Source organism: Pseudomonas sp. L5B5 (assembly GCF_020520285.1).
In the GTDB taxonomy this organism is placed as follows: domain Bacteria; phylum Pseudomonadota; class Gammaproteobacteria; order Pseudomonadales; family Pseudomonadaceae; genus Aquipseudomonas.
On record NZ_CP084742.1, the window covers coordinates 3,566,651 to 3,585,791 of the forward strand.

Here is a 19,141-nt window from a genome sequence, read left to right on the forward strand (position 1 = left end):
GACTTAGCGACCGCGAACCGCTTGTTCCAGCTCGGCGAAGCTAGGACGGTGCGCCGGATACAGGACCTTGCGCCCGAACTCCACCGCCAGCGAAGGCGGCATGCCGGAGGCAGATGCCACCAGGGAAGCCTTGATGGCCTCGTAGACATTCAGCTCTTCCTTGGCGTCGTGCGCCAGGGAGTGCGCCAGCGGGCCGAAGAAACCATAAGCCGCGAGAATACCGAAGAAGGTGCCCACCAATGCCGCACCCACGTGCAGGCCGATGGACTTCTGGTCACCATCGCCCAGGGAGGCCATGGTCACTACGATCCCCAGGACCGCCGCGACGATACCGAAACCGGGCATGCCATCGGCAATCCCGTTGACGGCATGGGATGGATGCTCGAGGTCTTCCTTGAGGCTGAACAGTTCCATGTCGAACAGGCCTTCCAGCTCGTGGGGAGCCATGTTGCCGGAGGACATGATGCGCAGGTAATCACAGATGTAGGCGGTCATGCGCTCGTCCTTGAGTACCGCCGGGTACTTGGCGAAGATCGGGCTGGCCGCTGCGTCTTCGATGTCGCCCTCGATGGCCATCATGCCTTCGCGGCGACTCTTGTTGAGGATCTCGTAGATCAGGCCCAACACTTCCAGGTAGAAGGTATGGGTAAACCGCGAGCTGAACATCCCCAGGGATTTCTTGACGACGTGCATCGTCATGTAGCCAGGGTTGGCCTGGAGGAATGCACCAAAGGCGGCACCGCCGATGATCAATACCTCGAAAGGCTGGATCAGCGCTGCAATCTTACCGTGGGAGAGCACGTATCCGCCGAGCACGCTAGCGAATACGACGATGATGCCGATAATTTTAGCCATAGGTAAGAGAGTACTTATTGAGTCGGGTTCAAGGTCATATTCGGAAGTTCTTAAAACTCTTCTTCTACTTATCGGCAAAACTGCGCCAGACTATAGCCAGTTAAGGCGAAAAGCCAGTTTGGCCCGCTCCGGGCGTGTTCACAGCAGACGATGATTGCGCCCGACCATGTCCAATGAAACCAGCGCTCCGCACTCTCCGCCGACCTCTCTGGAGGCCTGGCTCAGGCTTCTTGGCGCCGTGCGCCTGCCAGTGCCACAAAACAGCCATGACCGGGTCTGCAAGGCCATCGCCAACAACCGCAGTTCGCTGCGGGAAATCGCCGACCTGATGCAGAACAGCCCTGCGCTGGCCCTCAGCGTGATCCGCGAAGCCAATCGGCACACCCACGGCAGCATGAGCGAACCGGCAGAAAACCTGGAGATCGCAGTCAACCGCCTGGGACTCAAGCGCACCCAGGAACTGCTGGAACAACTGCCGACCCTGCCCGATGAGCAGATTCCCCAGGCACTGCGGCAGTTGCAACTGATCAGCCAGCATGCCACCCAGCAAGCCAACGGTTTTTTTGCCGGGCGCCTCGCCCGCCTATGGCAGGACATTCACTGGGGCAGCCTGCTGTTTCTCTCGCCGCTGTGGGCCATCGCCCTGACCTACCCCAAGCTGGTGGAAGAGTGGGAGTTGCGGGTCATCTACAAGCACGAGCCCGCACGCAAGGTCGAGCAGCAGCTATTCGGCGTGCGACTGATGGAACTGTGCCAGGCACTGGTGCAAGCGTGGCACCTGCCGATCTGGGTGCAGCAGGGCTACCGGCTGCTGACCCGCGAACAACGCCAGCTGGCCAAGGTCATGCTGATCGCGCGCGACAACGACAATCCGCTGCGCCAGCAGCAGCGCCTGGATGACGATCCGGAGTTGCGGCGCTGGCTGAACCAGCCGGCCAACTGCGTCCTGCTGGCCAATGGCATGGCCCTCGCAGCGCAATACTCCTGGAACAACCCCCACGGGCGGCGCTGGCAGAACCTCACCGCCCTGTACCTGCAGATGCCAGTCGCCGAAGTCCAGCAGCAACTGCACCAACAGGCCGCCAACAGCGCCCGCAACGACAGCCAGCCCGACCTCTGGCACCCGGCCCAGGCCCTGCTCTGGCCCTGGAATGTTCGACGCCTGCACAACGGCGAACTGCCGGCACCCGCGCCAACAGCCCTGGAACTGGCCAAGTGGCGCACGCTGTGCAGCGAACTGCTGCAGGACCCCAGCCCTTTCACCAATGCCGTGCACCTCACCGGGTTTGCCCGGGATGCCCTGGCTGCCTGCGGCATGCAGCGGATCATGCTGCTGATGGCAGACCGCAACCTCAGCCAACTGCGGGTGCAACAGCTGCATGGCCTGCCCAGTGAAACCGCCGGCCTGAGCCTGCAGGCCAAGCAGAGTCCACTGCTGCTGCGCCTGCTGGAGAAGTCCGCGCAGATCCGCCTGACACCGGACAACTATCGGCAGTTCGCCGCACACTTGCCAGGCGCCCTGCGGCAGCTGTTCCGGGGCGAGCACCTGCTGATCCGCTCGCTGTCCTGCAATGGCCGGGTATTGATGCTGGCCATCGCCGACCAGGGCGGCGTGCCCTTCGCCGAAACCAGCGTCCAGGCCTTCGGCAAGACCGCCCAGTGCATCGAAAAAGCCTTGCACAGCTTTACCAACCGCAGCCAATGACGCTTGCGCTACAATTCCTCCCTTTGCGCCCTGGGGACCTGACATGTCTGAATTTTCCGGCTTGCCGCTGGTCATCGAACCTGGCGACCTGCTCGCCCGCCTCGACGCCCGCGAACTGATCCTGGTCGACCTGACCAGTGCCGCCCGCTACAGCACCGGGCATATCCCCGGGGCGCGCTTCATCGATCCCAAGCGCACCCAGCTCGGCCAAGCCCCGGCCCCTGGATTGCTACCCCCCAAGGCCGCGCTCGAAACGCTGTTCGGCGAACTCGGACACAACCCCGAAGCCGTCTATGTGGTCTACGACGACGAAGGCGGCGGCTGGGCCGGACGCTTCATCTGGCTGCTGGACGTGATCGGCCACCACCGCTACCACTACCTCGACGGCGGATTGCCGGCCTGGCTGGCGGAAGGCCTGCCCGTGTCGACCGAAGTCCCGGCCTCGGCCGGCGGCCCCGTGGCGCTGACCCTGCATGACGAGCCCACCGCCACCCGCGAGTACCTGCAAAGCCGCCTCGGCGCTGCAGACCTGGCGATCTGGGATGCTCGCGGCCCGCTGGAATACTCCGGCGAGAAGGTCCTGGCGGCCAAGGGCGGGCACATCCCCGGCGCAGTGAATTTCGAATGGACCGCCGGCATGGATCAGGCTCGCCACCTGCGCATCCGCCGCGACATGCCGCAGATCCTCGCGGACCTGGGCATCAGCAAAGACAAAGAAGTGATCACCCACTGCCAGACCCACCATCGCTCCGGCTTCACCTATCTGGTGGCCAAGGCGCTGGGCTACCCACGGGTCAAGGGCTACGCCGGCTCCTGGGGCGAATGGGGCAATCATCCCGACACGCCCGTAGAGATTTAAGGTTCTTAAGGACACCCAATGAAAAAGCGTTTGTTCATCATCAGCCAGTACCTGCTGCCCCACCACCTGCTGTCGCGCCTGGCCGGCTGCATCGCCGAGTGCCGCGTGCGCTGGTTCAAGAATGCCTTCACCAGCTGGTTCGCCAAGCAGTACCAGGTGGACATGTCCGAGGCCCAGGTAGAGGACGTGACGGCCTACGAGCACTTCAACGCCTTCTTCACCCGCGCCCTGAAAGACGGTGCACGCCCCCTGGACCCGACTCCGGGTGCAGTGCTCAGCCCCGCCGACGGCGCCGTCAGCCAGCTTGGCCCGATCGAACATGGCCGGGTGCTCCAGGCCAAGGGCCACAGTTACAGCGTGCTGGAACTGCTAGGAGGCGACCCTGCCCTGGCCGCGCCGTTCATGGGCGGCGACTTTGCCACCATCTACCTGTCCCCCAAGGACTACCACCGCGTGCACATGCCACTGGCCGGCACCCTGCGGGAAATGGTCTATGTGCCTGGACGGATTTTCTCGGTCAACCAGACCACAGCGGAAAACGTCCCTGAGCTGTTCGCCCGTAATGAGCGCGTGGTGTGCATCTTCGACACCGAGCGCGGCCCCATGGCCCTGGTGCTGGTGGGCGCGATGATCGTGGCATCGATCGAAACCGTCTGGGCCGGCCTGGTGACGCCACCCAAGCGCGAACTCAAGACCGTGCGCTACGACGAGGCTGCCCGGGCTCCGATCCACCTGGAGAAAGGCGCCGAGATGGGTCGCTTCAAACTGGGTTCCACCGCTATCGTGCTGTTCGGCCCGGACCAGGTGCAATGGGCCGAGGAACTGGCAGCCGGCTCACCAGTGCAGATGGGCCAGGGCCTTGGCTTGCCAAAGGCCTGATGCCAGGAAGAAGACCGGACAAAAAACGCCGCTGATCAGCGGCGTTTTTTATGGGCGCGATATTCTGTATCCGTTGCCTCAGGCCTGGCCGTCGCGATCCCGGAAACCCAGCAAGTAGAGCACGCCATCCAGGCCCAGGGTCGAGATCGCCTGCTTGGCCGACTGCTTGACCAGCGGCTTGGCGCGAAACGCCACGCCCAGGCCGGCGATGCCCAGCATCGGCAGGTCGTTGGCCCCGTCGCCAACGGCGATGGTCTGCTCCAGGCGCAAGCCTTCCTTGTGAGCCAGCTCACGCAGCAGATCGGCCTTGCGTTGCGCGTCGACGATCGGCTCCACCGCCACACCAGTGACCTTGCCATCCACCACTTCCAGCTCGTTGGCGAACACGTAGTCGATGCCCAGCTTGGCTTGCAGCTGCTTGGCGAAATAGGTGAAGCCGCCGGAAAGGATCGCGGTCTTGTAGCCCAGGCGCTTGAGCTCGGCGAACAGCGTCTCGGCCCCTTCGGTCAGGCGCAGGGACGCACCGATTGAATCCAGGACACTCACGTCGAGCCCCTTGAGCAGCGCCAGGCGCTCCTTGAAGCTGGCGCGAAAATCCAGTTCCCCGGCCATTGCCCGTTCGGTGATTTCGGCGACCCGATCGCCGACACCCGCCGCCTTGGCCAGTTCGTCGATGACCTCGGCCTCGATCAGCGTCGAGTCCATGTCGAACACCGCCAGCCGCCGATTGCGGCGGAACAGCGAGTCTTCCTGGAAGGCGATGTCGACGTTCAACTCCTGGGCCACACTGAGGAACTCGGCCCGCAGCGCCTGGGGATCGGCGGCTTCACCACGCACCGAGAACTCGATGCAGCCCTTGCCCTGGTCGACCGGCATATCCAGGGGCATGCGCCCGGACAGGCGATCGATATGATCGATGTTCAAGCCGTACTGTGCGGTGATCGAGCTCACCCGCTGCAACTGTTCGGCAGTGACCTTGCGGGTCAGCAGGGTAACGATATGGCGCTTCTTGCCCTGGCCGGCCACCCACTGCTGGTAGTCGTCCTCGGACACCGGCGTGAATCGCACTTGCTGATCGAGCTTGTAGGCGGTGAACAGAATGTCCTTGAGCACCGAGGAGCTGCGCTCGTTGTCCGGAATTTCGACCAGGATGCCAAACGACAGGGCGTCGTGGATCACCGCCTGACCGATGTCGAGAATGTTCACACCACCCTGGGCCAGGACGCCGGTAATGGCCGCAGTCAGACCGGGACGATCTTCGCCAGTGATGTTTATCAGGACAATTTCGCGCAAGGCGCACCCCCGAGGTGGAAAAAAAGCGCATTCTACCCACTTTCGCTGACCATCGGGCACAGCCAGCGCTTTGCCGGTCTAGGGCCTGTCGCTATACTGCGCGTCAACTTCACGGACAAAAGAGCCGAGCTCAGTGAACCGGCCCACGCCAGTTAAAAACGATAACTTCTTCTTGCTGATCTTCCGTGCACTGCGCCACCGCCGTGTGCCGATTGCATTGCGTATTGCCAGCCATAACGTGATCCTGGTCGCCCTGGCCCTGGTGATCTATGCCGGCGTGATGGGCCTGCAGTTCAAGCAAGCCATGCATGAGCAGGCCGACGCCCTGGGCCAGAGCCTGACCACCCAGACAGCCACTTCGGCCACCGAGCTGCTGGTGTCCAACGACATCCTCAGCCTCAATGTCCTGCTCAACAACCTGACCAAGAATCCGCTGGTGGCCCATGCGGCGATCTACAGCGTCGACAACCGCATCCTCGCCGAGGCCGGCCAACGCCCCAAGAGCAGCCTGCTGGGCGAAACCGAGGGCGTGTACCAGACCAAGATCACCTTCCAGGACGTGACCGCCGGCAACCTGCGGATCAGCCTGGACATGGCGCAATTCCAGCAACCGATGACCATCAGCCTGCAGAGCATGGGCATCCTCAGCGCCATCCTGCTGGCCCTGGCGCTCGCCCTGAGCCTGCGCCTGGGTCGCCACATTTCCACCCCCCTGCTGCAATTGCGGGTCTGGCTGCGCGACCTGGACGAGCACACCCCTGCCATCCAGCGCCAGGATGAAATCGGCGACCTGGCGCGCCAGTTGCACGCTCGCCTGGCTCCGGAGATTCCCGAACCCGAGCCCCAGCCCGACCTCCCTGAGCACGATGAGGAAGACGAACTGCCGGCGTTCGAAGTCCGCAACCTGCGCGATCCAAGCTTCGATGAAAGCGCCCCGGTTGCCGGCCTGAAACCTGCGCCACGGCATGTGGTCACCGCCGAGGAAGACGAGCTGGACGAAGAGGATCCGTTCGCCGAACTGCGTGATCATTCCTCGACCTCGGCGCCTGCCGTCAAGCCCCAAGCCCAGGTTCCGACGGAGCCTTCGCACAGCGCCGTGCTCGCCGTGCAACTGGGCGCCCAGGAGCAATTGCGACGCCTGCCACGCGCCCGCCTGACGGAGCTGCTCGAGCGTTATCGAGATTGCCTGGACCAGGCAGCATCGCTGTACCAGAGCGAATTGCATACCCTGAACGATGGCAGCACGCTGATGCTGTTCCACAGCGAGGACAGCGGCGAGGACTACCTGACCAACGCCATCTGCTGTGGCGAGCTGTTGCGTGCCCTGGGCCATGCCTTGCAGATCGAAGTGGCGGACAGCGGCATCACCCTGCAACTGCAGCTGGGCCTGACCCTCGGTGATGACCTGTTCGGCATGAGCCAGATCGACCTGCTGTTGACCGAAACGGCCCAGGATGCCCTGGCACTGTCCCAGCACAGCCGCAACCTGCTGCTGGTGGAGCGCAAGGTCAACGACGATGTCCTGCTGCGCCAGCGCGCCCGTATTCGTCCGATTGCCAGCCCGGAGGGCGCCTGCTGCGTCGAACGCCTGATGGAGCCCTACCCATCGATGCTGGAGCGGCAACTGGCACGCATGCATGAGACGCGGGCCAAGCTGTAAGGTTGTCCCGCGCAAGAAGAAGCCCGCCAAGTGCGGGCTTTTTTGTGGGCGTTGTGTAGCGGCTGTCGCAGCCTGCGAAAAACCCCGAAAGGCTTCATGCCAGTGATATCGCCGCGAGCCTGCGGTCCGTTCGCAACCTTCGGTAGCGGCTACAGGGATGCTGGCCAGAAGCAGAAACGACAAGGCCCGCTGTTGGGCGGGCCTTGTCTTTCAGGCTTTCAGCTCAGAAGCGGAACACTTCCATATCCGTGCGGATCGGCGTGGCCATCGGGATTTTCGGCCGCTTTTCCTGCTCTGCCGGCTTGGGCGCCGGTGCAGGCGCCGCCTTGCGCGGCACCTCGGCCACGGCTGGCTGATTGGCCAGGGGCTTGAGGGCGCCCGACAACTGCTCGGCCAGGCGCTGCAACAGCACGCCCTGTGCCTGCACCTGGGAAGCCGTGGTCCCCGCATGCTGCTCCTGCAGGTGGACAATGCGGTTGTCACGGACCTGGCCACGACGATCGATCAGGCGCCATTGCGCGTCGAGCACCGCCGGTTGCGACTTGCCGGAATCCAGGCGGGTGATTGACAACAGCACCTGGACATCCGGGGTAAAGCCGCTGGTGGCAGGGGCCAGCACCACTCGCTGGCTATCCAGGTGGCCGGCCACCTGACGCAGCAGCAACTGATCGATGTCCGAAGACAGGCTACCGGCCCAGCGGCCATCGGTGGACGCCTGCAAGCTGCCATCGTCCTGGCGCTGCAACAGGGTTTCACGCTGCAGGTAATCGGCAATCAGTACCGGACCCAGCAATACCGACATGCCGGTGCTGGCCGGCTGGGCTGGACTTCCGCTGTCCAGCTGATACAGCGACACCGGTTGGTGAACGCTGCAACCCGCCAGGCCAAGAACACCCGCGAGCAGGAAAAAAAGAGGAAAACGCAGAGCAGTCATCATCCCATCCAGGTGGCGGCCATCAGGCCGGCCACAGTGAAAATACTCAAAAAAACCGAATAACGCCGGACCAGGCCGGCGTTTGAAAGCGCATATCATCCGTGAATATGCGCCATGACTCCAGTGTTCCAGCATCGATCTGCTGGTTAAATGACCGATCGGCCCTCTTAACTGAGAGGTTCTACCAACAACGCATCCACTCGCTGGAAACCTCGCGGCAGCTTGTTGCCACGGCGCCCACGCTCGCCCTTGTAGTGCTCCAGGTCATCGGCCTTGAGCGACAGGGTACGCTTGCCCGCCTGCAACACCAGGGTCGCGCCTTCCGCCAGCACCGCGATATCGGTCACATACTCTTCACGACTGGCGACCCGCTCGCCAGGAATCCCGATGATCTTGTTGCCCTTGCCCTTGCCCAACTGCGGTAGGTCGCTGATCTTGAACACCAGCAGGCGACCCTCGGTAGTCACCGAGGCCAACCAGTTCTGCTCGCGATCGGCCACCGGCCTTGGCGCCAGGACCCTGGCATTGTTCGGCAGGCTCAACAGCGCCTTGCCCGCCTTGTTCTTGGCCTGCAAGTCCTCGCCCTTGACCACGAAACCGTAACCGGCGTCGGAGGCGATCACATACAGTGCCTCGTCCTCGGGTAACAGCACGCACTCGAAGGTCGCGCCTGGCGGCGGCGTCAGGCGGCCGGTCAGCGGCTCGCCCTGGCCACGGGCCGACGGCAGCGTATGGGCCGCCACCGAATAACTGCGACCAGTGGAGTCGATGAACACTGCGAACTGGTTGGACCGCCCGGCTGCGGCAGTCTTGAAACCGTCGCCGGCCTTATATGACAGACCGGTGGCGTCGATCTCATGGCCCTTGGCCGAACGAATCCAGCCTTTTTCCGACAATACGACGGTCACTTTTTCGTTCGGTAGCAGATCGTGCTCAGTCAGCGCCTTGGCTTCGGCACGCTCGACGATTGGCGAGCGGCGGTCGTCGCCATAGGTTTCAGCATCCTTGAGCAGCTCAGTACGTACCAGCTTCTTCAGCTTGGCTTCGCTGCCCAGCAACGCTTGCAGCTTGGCCTGTTCCTTGAGCAGTTCATCCTGCTCATCACGCAGCTTCATCTCTTCCAGTCGCGCCAACTGACGCAGGCGAGTATCGAGGATGTAGTCGGCCTGGATTTCGCTGAGGGCGAAACGCTCGATCAGCTTCGCCTTCGGATGCTCCTCGGTGCGGATGATGTGGATCACTTCATCCAGGTTGAGGTAGGCAATCAGCAAACCGTCCAACAGGTGCAGGCGACGCTCGACCTTGTCGAGGCGGAATTGCAGGCGGCGACGCACGGTCTGCACTCGGAACTCCAGCCACTCCACCAGCAAGGCGCGCAGGTTTTTCAGCTGCGGCTTGCCGTCCAGACCGATGATGTTGACGTTGACCCGGTAGGTCGACTCCAGCTCGGTGCTGGCAAACAGATGCTGCATCAGCGCTTCGTGATCGACCCGGCTGTTGACCGGAATGATCACGATGCGGCAAGGGTTTTCGTGGTCGGACTCGTCGCGCAGGTCAGCAATCTGCGGTGCTTTCGATGGCTTGGCCTGCATCAGCGCAGCGATCTGCTCCAGCACTTTGGCCCCGGAGACCTGGTGCGGCAGCGCGGTGACCACGATGTCACCGTCCTCGACGTGATACACGGCGCGCATGCGCACCGAGCCCTTGCCGGTTTCGTACATTTTCAGCAGGTCGGCACGCGGGGTGATGATTTCCGCTTCGGTCGGGTAATCCGGGCCCTGGATGTGCTCGCAGAGTTGCTCGACCGTGGCCTTGGGTTCATCGAGCAGGCGCACGCAGGCGCTGGCCACTTCCCGCAGGTTGTGCGGCGGTACGTCGGTGGCCATGCCCACGGCGATGCCCGTGGTGCCGTTGAGCAGGATGTTCGGCAGGCGCGCCGGCAGCACCAGCGGCTCCTGCAGCGTGCCGTCGAAGTTCGGCCCCCAGTCTGCGGTGCCCTGGCCCAGCTCGCTGAGCAGCACTTCGGAGTAGCGTGACAGGCGTGCCTCGGTGTAACGCATGGCCGCGAAGGACTTTGGATCGTCCGGCGCGCCCCAGTTGCCCTGGCCATCCACCAGCGTGTAGCGATAGCTGAACGGCTGGGCCATCAGCACCATCGCTTCGTAGCAGGCGGAGTCGCCGTGCGGGTGGAACTTGCCGAGCACGTCGCCCACGGTACGCGCGGACTTCTTGTGCTTGGAGTCGGCATCCAGCCCCAGCTCACTCATGGCGTAGACGATACGCCGCTGTACCGGTTTCAGGCCGTCGCCGATATGCGGCAGAGCACGGTCCATGATCACGTACATGGAGTAGTTGAGGTAGGCATTTTCGGTGAAGTCAGCCAGTGACCGGCGTTCTACGCCATCCAGACTGAGATCAAGGGAGTCGCTCATGCGGGCCTCATTGGTTCGTGGTCTGGCGCAGCAGCATGGTGCCGCCGCGCTGAGTAAATTCAAGTTTCTTCAATGCGCTCATGCCCAGCAGAACCTGGTCGCCGTCGAGTCCCGAGGCCACCACGGCACGGACATCGCGCAAGGTGATATCCCCCAGTTGCAGGCGTTCGATACGCGTCCGGTAGCCTTCGCTGCGACCGTTGGCAGTGCTCAAGGTAACGGGCAGCCCCTGCTCCAGGCCCAGGCGTTCGGCCAACCCGGAGGGAACCGAGACGTCGGTGGCGCCGGTATCGAGCATGAACTGCACCGGCTGGCCGTTGATATGGCCGCTGGCGACGAAATGCCCCTGGCCATTGCCGACCAGCTTCACTTCGATGTAACCCTCATGCTGTTGCGAACTGACGACAGTGTTGGGATTTTCCTGACGCGCTTCCCAGTCGGCGAAGAACCGCGTGGCCAGGAACAACCCCGCCGCCCAGGCCAGGATCAGCAGTACCCTGCCGGCACTGCGGCCCGGTTGCTGGCTCATGGCTTGGCACTCCAGCCGCCTTCAGGCGCGGCGAAGCGCCAGACGATCGGGCGAGTCTCGCCATCGGCACGGGCGCCATTGTTGTTGTCCAGGCCGATCCAGGCGCCCTGGGCATCCACCACCAGGGCTTCCGCCAGGCCATAAGGCTGTGGATAACGACGCGTCTCCACCAGGGCTTGCGCGGCGAAGGACCAGCACTGCTCGACCTTGGCGCTCTGCGCATCCCGGCGACAGATCTGGTAGGCGTTGCGTTCCAGGGTGAACAGCTTGCCGTCGAACAGCGAAAGATCGGCGAAATCCCGAGTCACGGCCTTGGCATGGGGCACTTGCTCGGGCTGCATCTGCAGGCCGGCTTCGCTGAGCAGCACGCAACGGCCATCGCAATCCCAGGTGGTCTGCCCGCGCTTGATCAGCAACAAGCCACGCCGCTCGCGTTCGGCCGCCAGCCAGATGCGATCCCCGGCAGGGTTCACCGCCAGGCCTTCGAACAGGGCATTGAAGTGCAGCAGCATGCCACTGGCCCGGGCTTCGCGAACCATCAGCGGGGAGATCTTCAACCAGTCGGGCGCGCCCTGGACCGGGACCTGCAACACCGTGGCGTGGGCTTCGCTGACCACATACTTGTTGCCGGCGGCGTCACAGGAGATGCCTTCGAAATCCAGGTCTCCGCCCCGCACGAAGGAGGCGGCCCAGGTCCGCGACTTCAGGCCCCAGGGCAAGCCGGTATCGGGCACCGGTGGCACTTGCAGCTTGACCGTCTCGGCCTGCCAGACGGTGTCGCGGGTATCGAGCCGGTAGATCTGGTCGTCGTCGCGGTCCGAGACGGTCCACAGTTCCTGGCCGCACAGGGCCAGGCCGGACAGGTTGCCGCCGCGCATCCCTTCAACGGGATGCTCGGACAACAAGCTCAGCTCGGGGGCTGGCGCCGCCGCCACCGAGGTTGCCGATAGCGCCAGGGCCAGGGCAAAACCTCTATGCATCAGGCCAGCACCTCGGCCAGGTTGCCCTTGGTCTCCAGCCAGGACTTGCGGTCGCCGGCGCGCTTCTTGGCCAGCAGCATGTCCATGATTTCCGCGGTGGCCTCGACGTCGTCCAGGGTCAACTGCACCAGCCGCCGGGTGTTGGGGTCCATGGTGGTCTCGCGCAGTTGCGGCGGGTTCATCTCACCCAGGCCCTTGAATCGGGTGACCTGCGGTTTGCCGCGCTTCTTCTCGGCCACCAGGCGATCGAGAATGCCGTCGCGCTCGGCCTCGTCCAGGGCGTAGTAGATTTCCTTGCCCAGGTCGATGCGGTACAGCGGCGGCATGGCCACGTAGACGTGACCGGCATCCACCAACGGACGGAAATGCTGGACGAACAGCGCACAGAGCAAGGTTGCGATATGCAGGCCATCGGAGTCGGCGTCGGCCAGGATGCAGATCTTGCCGTAGCGCAACTGGCTCATGTCCTCGGCACCCGGGTCGACACCGATGGCCACGGCGATGTTGTGCACTTCCTGGCTGGCCAGGACTTCGCTGCCGTCCACTTCCCAGGTGTTGAGGATCTTGCCGCGCAACGGCAGGATCGCCTGGAACTCCTTGTCCCGCGCCTGCTTGGCCGAACCGCCGGCGGAGTCACCCTCCACCAGGAACAGCTCGGAGCGCATCGGGTCCTGGCCGGCGCAATCGGCCAGCTTGCCCGGCAGTGCCGGGCCCTGGGTAATGCGCTTGCGCTCGACCTTCTTGCTGGCCTTCAAACGGCGACCGGCGTTGCTGATGGCCAGCTCCGCCAGCTGCATGCCCAGCTCCGGGTTGGCGTTGAGCCACAGGCTGAAGGCGTCCTTGACCACACCGGAAACGAAGGCTGCCGCCTCGCGGGACGATAGGCGTTCCTTGGTCTGGCCAGAGAACTGCGCGTCCTGCATCTTCATCGACAGGACGAACGCGATCCGCTCCCAGACGTCTTCCGGCGCCAGCTTGAGCCCGCGCGGCAACAGGTTGCGGAATTCGCAGAACTCACGCATGGCATCCAGCAGGCCCTGGCGCAAACCATTGACGTGGGTGCCGCCCTGGGCGGTGGGAATCAGGTTGACGTAGCTTTCCTGGACACTATCGCCGCCCTCGGGCAGCCACAGCAAAGCCCAGTCCACCGCTTCCTTGTTCCCCGCCAGGCTGCCGCAGAATGGCTCGACCGGCAGGCGCTCGAACTCGCTGACGGCGTCGACCAGGTAGGAGCGCAGGCCGTCCTCGTAATGCCACTCGACCTTCTCGCCAGTGCCCTTGTCTTCGAAGCTGACCAGCAGCCCCGGGCACAATACGGCCTTGGCCTTGAGCACATGCTTGAGGCGGCTGACGGAGAACTTCGGCGAATCGAAGTACTTGGGATCCGGGGCGAAAAACACGCTGGTACCGGTATTGCGCTTGCCAACGGTGCCGACCACTTCCAGTTCGGAAGCCTTGTAGCCGTCGGCAAAGGTCATCTGGTACTCGCTGCCATCACGCTTGACCCGCACCCGCACCTGGCTGGACAGGGCGTTGACCACGGAAATGCCCACCCCGTGCAGACCGCCGGAGAACTGGTAGTTCTTGTTGGAGAACTTGCCGCCGGCGTGGAGCTTGGTGAGGATCAGCTCGATGCCCGACACGCCCTCTTCGGGGTGGATGTCCACCGGCATGCCGCGACCATCGTCGGACACTTCCAGGGAATGATCGGCGTGCAGGATGACCTGTATCGACTTCGCGTGGCCGGCCAGGGCTTCGTCGACACTGTTGTCGATGACTTCCTGGGCCAGGTGGTTGGGCCGCGTGGTGTCGGTGTACATGCCCGGGCGTTTGCGCACCGGGTCGAGTCCCGAGAGGACTTCGATGGCGTCTGCGTTATAGGAGCTAGCGCTGGGAGTGGCCATGGGTTCTCGTCGTTAGTCGTTCAATGAATATGGGGCGCGGCGTCACAGTGCTGTGAGGTCGAGCGCCTGGTACTGATCGGCAGTGATGCCGGCAAAATTCAACATCGCCGGCAATTGGCCGGTAAAACCTTGGAAACTATGATCGCCGCCAGCCTGGATGCGCAAGGCGCAAGCGCGGTAATACGCCTGGGCGTGACGATAGTCCAGTGTCTCGTCCGCGGTCTGCAGCCACACCTGGTAACGCTCCGGGTCCTGGGGCGGCGGGACCTCCAATGCCTCCAGGGCCGCCACGTGATCGAGGGTCAGCTCCCAGGTTTCATCGGTATACAGGTTCTTCTGCGGGCCCAGGTAACCGTCGAACAGGCGGTGCGGGTTGACGGCGGGGTTGACCAGCAAGGCTTTCAGACCGTGGCGCTCGGCAAGGTGTGTCGCATAGTAGCCGCCGAGCGAGCTGCCGACCAGCAGCGGGCGACCCAGTTCGGCGATCGCCTGTTCCAGCTGGGCGATCGCCTGGCGGGGATGATGGTGCAAGGCCGGTACCCGCAACTGCCCGGCCAGGCCGATTTGTTCCATTACCTGGCGCAACTGGGTGGCCTTGGTCGAGGCCGGAGCGCTGTTGAAGCCGTGGATATAAAGGATCGAACCGGACATGCGGACTCCCTGCACCTGGACAAAAGCCGCAGTTTACAGGGATGGCGCCAGGTAACGAAGCCGCTTCAATAACCGTTGCTGCCGTAATCGATGGTGAACTCGTAGCCTTCGACCCGCTGCACGCCGGTTTCCAGCCGTCCGTCGGCCAGCAGCCGCAGCCAGCGATAGCCCGGCGCCCGCTCCTCGACCTTGAAGTCGTCGCTGCGAGGCTCGAACTGGATGCAGGTGGAGGGTGAGGCCAACAGTCGCAGCCCATCGCGCAACTGGTCGATCTCCTGGTGGACATGGCCCCACAGCAGGGCTCGGACCTGCGCATGCCTCTCGATCACCTCGAACAGGGCTTGGGCATTGCGCAAGCCGATGGGCTCCATCCACGTACAGTCGATGGACACCGGGTGATGATGCAGGCAGATCAGGTGGTGACGTTCTGGCGCCTCGTCCAGGGAGCGGGCCAGCAGTTGCAACTGGTCATCCTGGAGAAACCCCGGCACCGAGCCAGGCACCGACGAATCCAGCAGGGTGATGCGCCAGTTGCCGACATCCACCACCGGGTGCAGCAGCTCGCTGTCCCTGGCCGCCAACTGCATGATCTGCGGCTCGTCGTGGTTACCGGGCAACCAGCGGCCCGGCGCCTGGATCTGCGCGGTCAACTGGCGAAAACGCTGGTAGGACTCCAGGCTGCCGTCCTGGGACAGGTCGCCGGTAGCCAGCATCAGGTCGATCCGCGGCTGTTGCGCCAGCACCAGGTCGATGACCCGCTGCAGGCTATCGCTGGTGTTCATGCCCAGCAGCGTGCCCTCCGTCTCGGCAAACAGGTGGCTGTCCGACAGTTGCACCAGCAACACGGAATCGTCGGCGGGCGGAGCGGATACGCTTGGCAAGGCGTTCTCCCGGAGCAAGATCACAAAGCATGAAGAAGGGGGGCAATTATGCTGGGGGAAGTGAAAAAGAGGAAACCCGGGAAGCGGACCCAGTTCACATCCTGGTTCTGTTCAAGCGCTCGCCGAACGAGGATCAGGCAAGGCAAAAACATGCAGGGGCCTGCATGAGCATTCCGAGCCTGTTTCTGCGTCGCGCCAAGGGCGCCCGGCGCGCAGCAGGTTCCAAGTGCAGACAGCTTTTGTACGCAACCTAGCGCACGACCTCGAATTCATGCCCGCAAGCCAGGCAGTGACTCAACCATTCCCCCAGGAAGACATTCAGCTGGGCCTTCTCATCCGGCTGGTGCATGAAGGCATTGGGATAGGGATAGATGCTGCGAAAACGCCGGGCATGCTCGGCACTGATCACCTCGGCCATTCGCGCGTCGTGATAGACCTGCACTTCCAGCTGCGGGATCGGCAGCCAGGGCAGGCTGTGTTCCTGGCGTACCTGCAAGGTGGTGGTATAGGGACAGGCCAGCACCACCTCCAGGGCCAGCACGCCGAGCATCTGGTCGCCCTGGGTCACGGCGATGCGTCGCGCCACCGGCTGGTTGCGCATGTCGGGCAACAGGCGCATCAACCGGGCATAGTTGGCCTCGCAGGCAGCTTGCAGCCCCGCGAGGTCGACCCGATAGCGATCACGCACCTTGTTTACGACCATAACCCCCTCACTTCCGCGCGATTGAGCGCCAGCCATTGCAGGGCAATGATGCTGGCCGCATTGCAGATCAGCCCATCACGCATGGCCTGCTGCGCATCCTCGTAGGCCATCACTGAAACCCGGATATCTTCAGCCTCCTCCACCAGCCCGTGCAATCCGCCGGCGGCGCTGCTGTCGCAACGCCCCAGGTATAGGTGGACCAACTCGGTGCTGCCACCGGGCGACGGGAAATACTGGGTCATTGGCCACAGCGCCGAAATGTCCAGGCCCGCCTCTTCCTGCGCCTCGCGACGGGCAACTTGCTCGGGCTGCTCGTCCTTGTCGATCAGCCCGGCCACCAGCTCCACCAGCCAGGGCGTGGCGGCCTTGCCCATGGCACCGACGCGAAATTGCTCGATCAGCACTACCTCATCACGCTGCGGGTCGTACGGCAGCAGGCAGACCGCATCATGACGAATAAAGACTTCACGGCTGATTTCAGGTCCCATGCCACCGGCGAACAACTCGTGCCGCAGGTGCAGGCGGTCCAGCCGGTAGAAACCCTGGAAACAGTTCTCGCGCCGGACAATCTGGACGGCACTCGGCGTGGAGTGGGCAAAGTCAGTCATAACAATCCTCGTCTACAACATGTTCGATCCGAGGATCCTCCTCGACTTCGCGCAATCCTAACGCGCTCGCGCCTGGCGATGCAGCCCCTTTGGCCTCAGCGGGATAGACGGCGAGGGGCTAAACCTACTCTAATTGTTCCTATTGAGCTTAGTGGCGAACCGACGGCCCCGCAGGCAGTCGAAGCCGGTAACTTTTGCCTCCCCCCTGGTTTATGAAGGACGCCCATGTCGCTTGTCAAAATCGCCTCCGTGGCCTGCATCGCCCTGACCCTGGGCGCCTGCCAGAGCCTGTTCCAGCCAAGCTACAAGACGCCCCTGGAGGCCACCCGAGAGAAGTCCGAACAACTCAAGCCCGGCTGCAGCGGCGCCGAGTGCCCGCTGGTCAATCTCGACACCGTGCATTTCCCCGCCGAGCCACAACTGGACGCCATCATCGAGAAACGCCTGCTGCAGATGACCCGCACCAGCCCCGATGCCCCGCTGCCAGCCAGCCTGGTGGCCTACCGCGAGCAGTTCCTGCGCAGCGCCGCGGACCGCCACGGCATGTACCTGCAATCGAAGGTACGCGATCAGCATGACGGCCTGGTGATCATCGAACTGGCAAGCTACCTGGACACCGGTGCCGCCAACGGCACGCCAGGCCGGGGTTTCGTCAACTATTCGCGCCAGCAGCACAAGGCCCTGAGCCTGGCGGACATGCTGCTGCCAGACCAGGAAGATCGGTTCTGGAAGGCCGCCCGGGTGGCCCACAACAACTGGCTGATCAGTACCCACCTGGATCGCGAGGCCGAGTTCGTGCGGGCCTGGCCCTTCCAGAAAACCCCGAACGTGGCCCTGACCCGCAACGCCGTGACCCTCAAGTACGACGTCAGTGCCATCGCACCCGCCCCCCTGGGCCACGTCGAGCTGCAGATCCCCTATGAGCGCCTGCGCGGCATCTTCAAGCCCGAGCTGCTTCCTGACGCCAACTGAAACCCAGTAGCCCATGCAGCAGCCCTGCCAGCAGCAGCGATGGCAGGGTTGCCCCCACATCCGGATACAGGTTGGCCAGCAGGTGGTAGGTGCTCACGCCGCCGAGCCAGGCCAGCAACGCCGGCCCGCGCAATGCGGCCAACGGCACCTGGGCATTGCGCCGGCGCAGGATGAAATGATCCACCAGCACCACGCCGAACAGCGGCGCGAACACCGAGCCGATCAGCAGCAGGAAGTTCTGGTACTGGGCCAACGGCGCCAGGCAGGCGATCAGGGTGCAGAGCACGCCGATGGCCAGGGCCAGGTGCTCGACCTTCAGCCGTAGCAGGATACCGCTGGAAACGGCCGCCGAATGGATATCGGCAAAGGCGTTCTCCGATTCGTCCAGCAGGATCAGCAGCAACGGGATCCCCAGCCCCGCGCCTGCCAGCGCCAACAGCAGGGCATTGACTTCGCCACTGGGGGCGAAGGCCAGCGTATAGGCCACACCCAGGCTCATCAGCCAGAAATTGCCGATGAAAAAACCCAGGGCAGTGCCACCAAAGACACTCTTGGCACGCTTGCCGAAACGCGAGTAGTCGGCGATCAGCGGCAACCAGGACAGGGGCATGGCGATGGCGATGTCAAAGCCCACGGCGAACGGCATCGAGCCATCTCCGGCCTGGGCCCAGAGCGCTGCCAGGTCGGCCCGGGCGAACAGGTTCCAGGTCAGCCACAGGCATGCCGCAAGCAACAACCAGATGCCCCACTTGCGCAGGATCCGGCGCACGAAGGTCAAGGGGCCGCTGACCGCCAGCAGGGTAGCCAGCGCACCGAAGAACAGCGTCCAGAGCAGCGGGCTGGTCCAGGCACTGCCCTCGCCGAAGGCCCGGGTGCCCAGGAGACTGGCGGCATCGCGCATGACGATGATCTCGAACGAGCCCCAGCCCACCAGTTGCAGCAGATTGAGTACCGCCGGCAGGCGTGCACCGTGGCGTCCCAGGCTGAGCCGAAGGGCGGCCATGGACGCCAGGCCGGTATCGCTGCCGATCACCCCCACCGCCGCCAGCAACAGAACGCCGATCGCCGTGCCCAGCAGGATCGCCAGCAACGAATGGACCAGCCCCAGGCCCGGCGCCAGCAGCGCACCGGTCTGCAGCACCATCAGGCCGATACCGAGGGAGAACCACAGGGAAAACAGGTCGCGAGCGCCGAACGCGCGCTTGTCGACAGGCACCGCGTGATCGGGCGAATAGCTACTGGTTGGGCTGTTCAAGGCGGTAATCTCGAAAGGAAAAGGGACAGAGACAAGAAGCA

General features: G+C 63.7%; 17 protein-coding genes. 5 read left to right on the forward strand and 12 right to left on the reverse strand.

Annotated features, from left to right (window positions below; all coding sequences use genetic code 11):
• Positions 1-3: 3 nt before the first annotated feature.
• A complete protein-coding gene (gene motA, locus LGQ10_RS16355) occupies positions 4-855 on the reverse strand; it encodes a flagellar motor stator protein MotA (RefSeq protein WP_058434274.1) in 852 nt (283 codons plus the stop codon).
• Between the two features lie 166 nt (positions 856-1,021).
• Here motA and LGQ10_RS16360 point away from each other — a divergent pair, with 166 nt between their 5' ends.
• From LGQ10_RS16360 to asd, 3 genes are read left to right on the forward strand one after another with little or no spacing between them, the layout of a single operon-like run.
• Positions 1,022-2,560, forward strand: a complete 1,539-nt coding sequence (locus LGQ10_RS16360; protein WP_226522566.1) for an HDOD domain-containing protein — start codon at positions 1,022-1,024, stop codon at positions 2,558-2,560.
• Between the two features lie 43 nt (positions 2,561-2,603).
• Positions 2,604-3,419, forward strand: a complete 816-nt coding sequence (gene rhdA / locus LGQ10_RS16365) for a thiosulfate sulfurtransferase (RefSeq protein WP_058434276.1) — start codon at positions 2,604-2,606, stop codon at positions 3,417-3,419.
• 18 nt (positions 3,420-3,437) lie between these two features.
• Positions 3,438-4,298: an archaetidylserine decarboxylase gene (gene asd, locus LGQ10_RS16370; RefSeq protein WP_226522567.1), complete on the forward strand. Its 861-nt coding sequence runs from the start codon at positions 3,438-3,440 to the stop codon at positions 4,296-4,298.
• A gap of 78 nt (positions 4,299-4,376) precedes the next feature.
• Here asd and serB read toward each other — a convergent pair whose 3' ends face one another.
• Positions 4,377-5,591 (reverse strand): phosphoserine phosphatase SerB, encoded by a 1,215-nt coding sequence (gene serB / locus LGQ10_RS16375; RefSeq protein ID WP_058434278.1) that lies wholly within the window; start codon positions 5,589-5,591, stop codon positions 4,377-4,379.
• Between the two features lie 133 nt (positions 5,592-5,724).
• On the opposite strand from serB, the gene LGQ10_RS16380 reads away from it, so the two are divergent.
• Positions 5,725-7,251: an AhpA/YtjB family protein gene (locus LGQ10_RS16380; RefSeq protein WP_058434279.1), complete on the forward strand. Its 1,527-nt coding sequence runs from the start codon at positions 5,725-5,727 to the stop codon at positions 7,249-7,251.
• A gap of 223 nt (positions 7,252-7,474) precedes the next feature.
• On the opposite strand, the gene LGQ10_RS16385 is transcribed toward LGQ10_RS16380, so the two are convergent.
• The 9 genes from LGQ10_RS16385 to LGQ10_RS16425 form a co-directional block, all read right to left on the reverse strand.
• Complete coding sequence (locus tag LGQ10_RS16385) at positions 7,475-8,185, reverse strand: membrane integrity-associated transporter subunit PqiC (protein WP_058434280.1); 711 nt, start codon at positions 8,183-8,185, stop codon at positions 7,475-7,477.
• A 167-nt stretch (positions 8,186-8,352) separates the two neighbouring features.
• Positions 8,353-10,617, reverse strand: coding sequence for a DNA topoisomerase IV subunit A (gene parC / locus LGQ10_RS16390; RefSeq protein WP_226522568.1), 2,265 nt, complete (start codon positions 10,615-10,617; stop codon positions 8,353-8,355).
• Positions 10,618-10,624: 7 nt separating this feature from the next.
• Positions 10,625-11,146: a TIGR02281 family clan AA aspartic protease gene (locus LGQ10_RS16395; RefSeq protein ID WP_226522569.1), complete on the reverse strand. Its 522-nt coding sequence runs from the start codon at positions 11,144-11,146 to the stop codon at positions 10,625-10,627.
• Positions 11,143-12,126 (reverse strand): esterase-like activity of phytase family protein, encoded by a 984-nt coding sequence (locus LGQ10_RS16400; RefSeq protein WP_226522570.1) that lies wholly within the window; start codon positions 12,124-12,126, stop codon positions 11,143-11,145. The genes LGQ10_RS16395 and LGQ10_RS16400 overlap by 4 nt, the downstream gene beginning before the upstream one ends.
• On the reverse strand, positions 12,126-14,030 hold the full coding sequence (gene parE, locus LGQ10_RS16405; protein WP_058435696.1) for a DNA topoisomerase IV subunit B: 1,905 nt from the start codon (positions 14,028-14,030) through the stop codon (positions 12,126-12,128). The genes LGQ10_RS16400 and parE overlap by 1 nt, the downstream gene beginning before the upstream one ends.
• Before the next feature lie 42 nt (positions 14,031-14,072).
• Complete coding sequence (locus tag LGQ10_RS16410; RefSeq protein ID WP_058435697.1) at positions 14,073-14,681, reverse strand: YqiA/YcfP family alpha/beta fold hydrolase; 609 nt, start codon at positions 14,679-14,681, stop codon at positions 14,073-14,075.
• Between the two features lie 65 nt (positions 14,682-14,746).
• On the reverse strand, positions 14,747-15,562 hold the full coding sequence (gene cpdA / locus LGQ10_RS16415) for a 3',5'-cyclic-AMP phosphodiesterase (RefSeq protein ID WP_226522571.1): 816 nt from the start codon (positions 15,560-15,562) through the stop codon (positions 14,747-14,749).
• A gap of 250 nt (positions 15,563-15,812) precedes the next feature.
• The gene (locus LGQ10_RS16420; RefSeq protein WP_058435405.1) at positions 15,813-16,265 is read right to left on the reverse strand and encodes a DUF1249 domain-containing protein; all 453 of its coding nucleotides are present in this window, start codon (positions 16,263-16,265) and stop codon (positions 15,813-15,815) included.
• Positions 16,256-16,873 carry an NUDIX domain-containing protein gene (locus tag LGQ10_RS16425; RefSeq protein ID WP_226522572.1) on the reverse strand — a complete coding sequence of 206 codons (618 nt, stop codon included), beginning with the start codon at positions 16,871-16,873 and terminating at the stop codon, positions 16,256-16,258. Before LGQ10_RS16425 ends, LGQ10_RS16420 begins: the two co-directional genes overlap by 10 nt.
• Positions 16,874-17,098: 225 nt before the next feature.
• Between LGQ10_RS16425 and LGQ10_RS16430 the strand changes: the two genes are divergently transcribed.
• Complete coding sequence (locus LGQ10_RS16430) at positions 17,099-17,845, forward strand: RsiV family protein (RefSeq protein WP_226522573.1); 747 nt, start codon at positions 17,099-17,101, stop codon at positions 17,843-17,845.
• On the opposite strand, the gene cytX is transcribed toward LGQ10_RS16430, so the two are convergent.
• Positions 17,814-19,100, reverse strand: coding sequence for a putative hydroxymethylpyrimidine transporter CytX (gene cytX, locus LGQ10_RS16435; protein WP_226522574.1), 1,287 nt, complete (start codon positions 19,098-19,100; stop codon positions 17,814-17,816). The genes LGQ10_RS16430 and cytX overlap by 32 nt on opposite strands.
• Positions 19,101-19,141 lie beyond the last annotated feature (41 nt).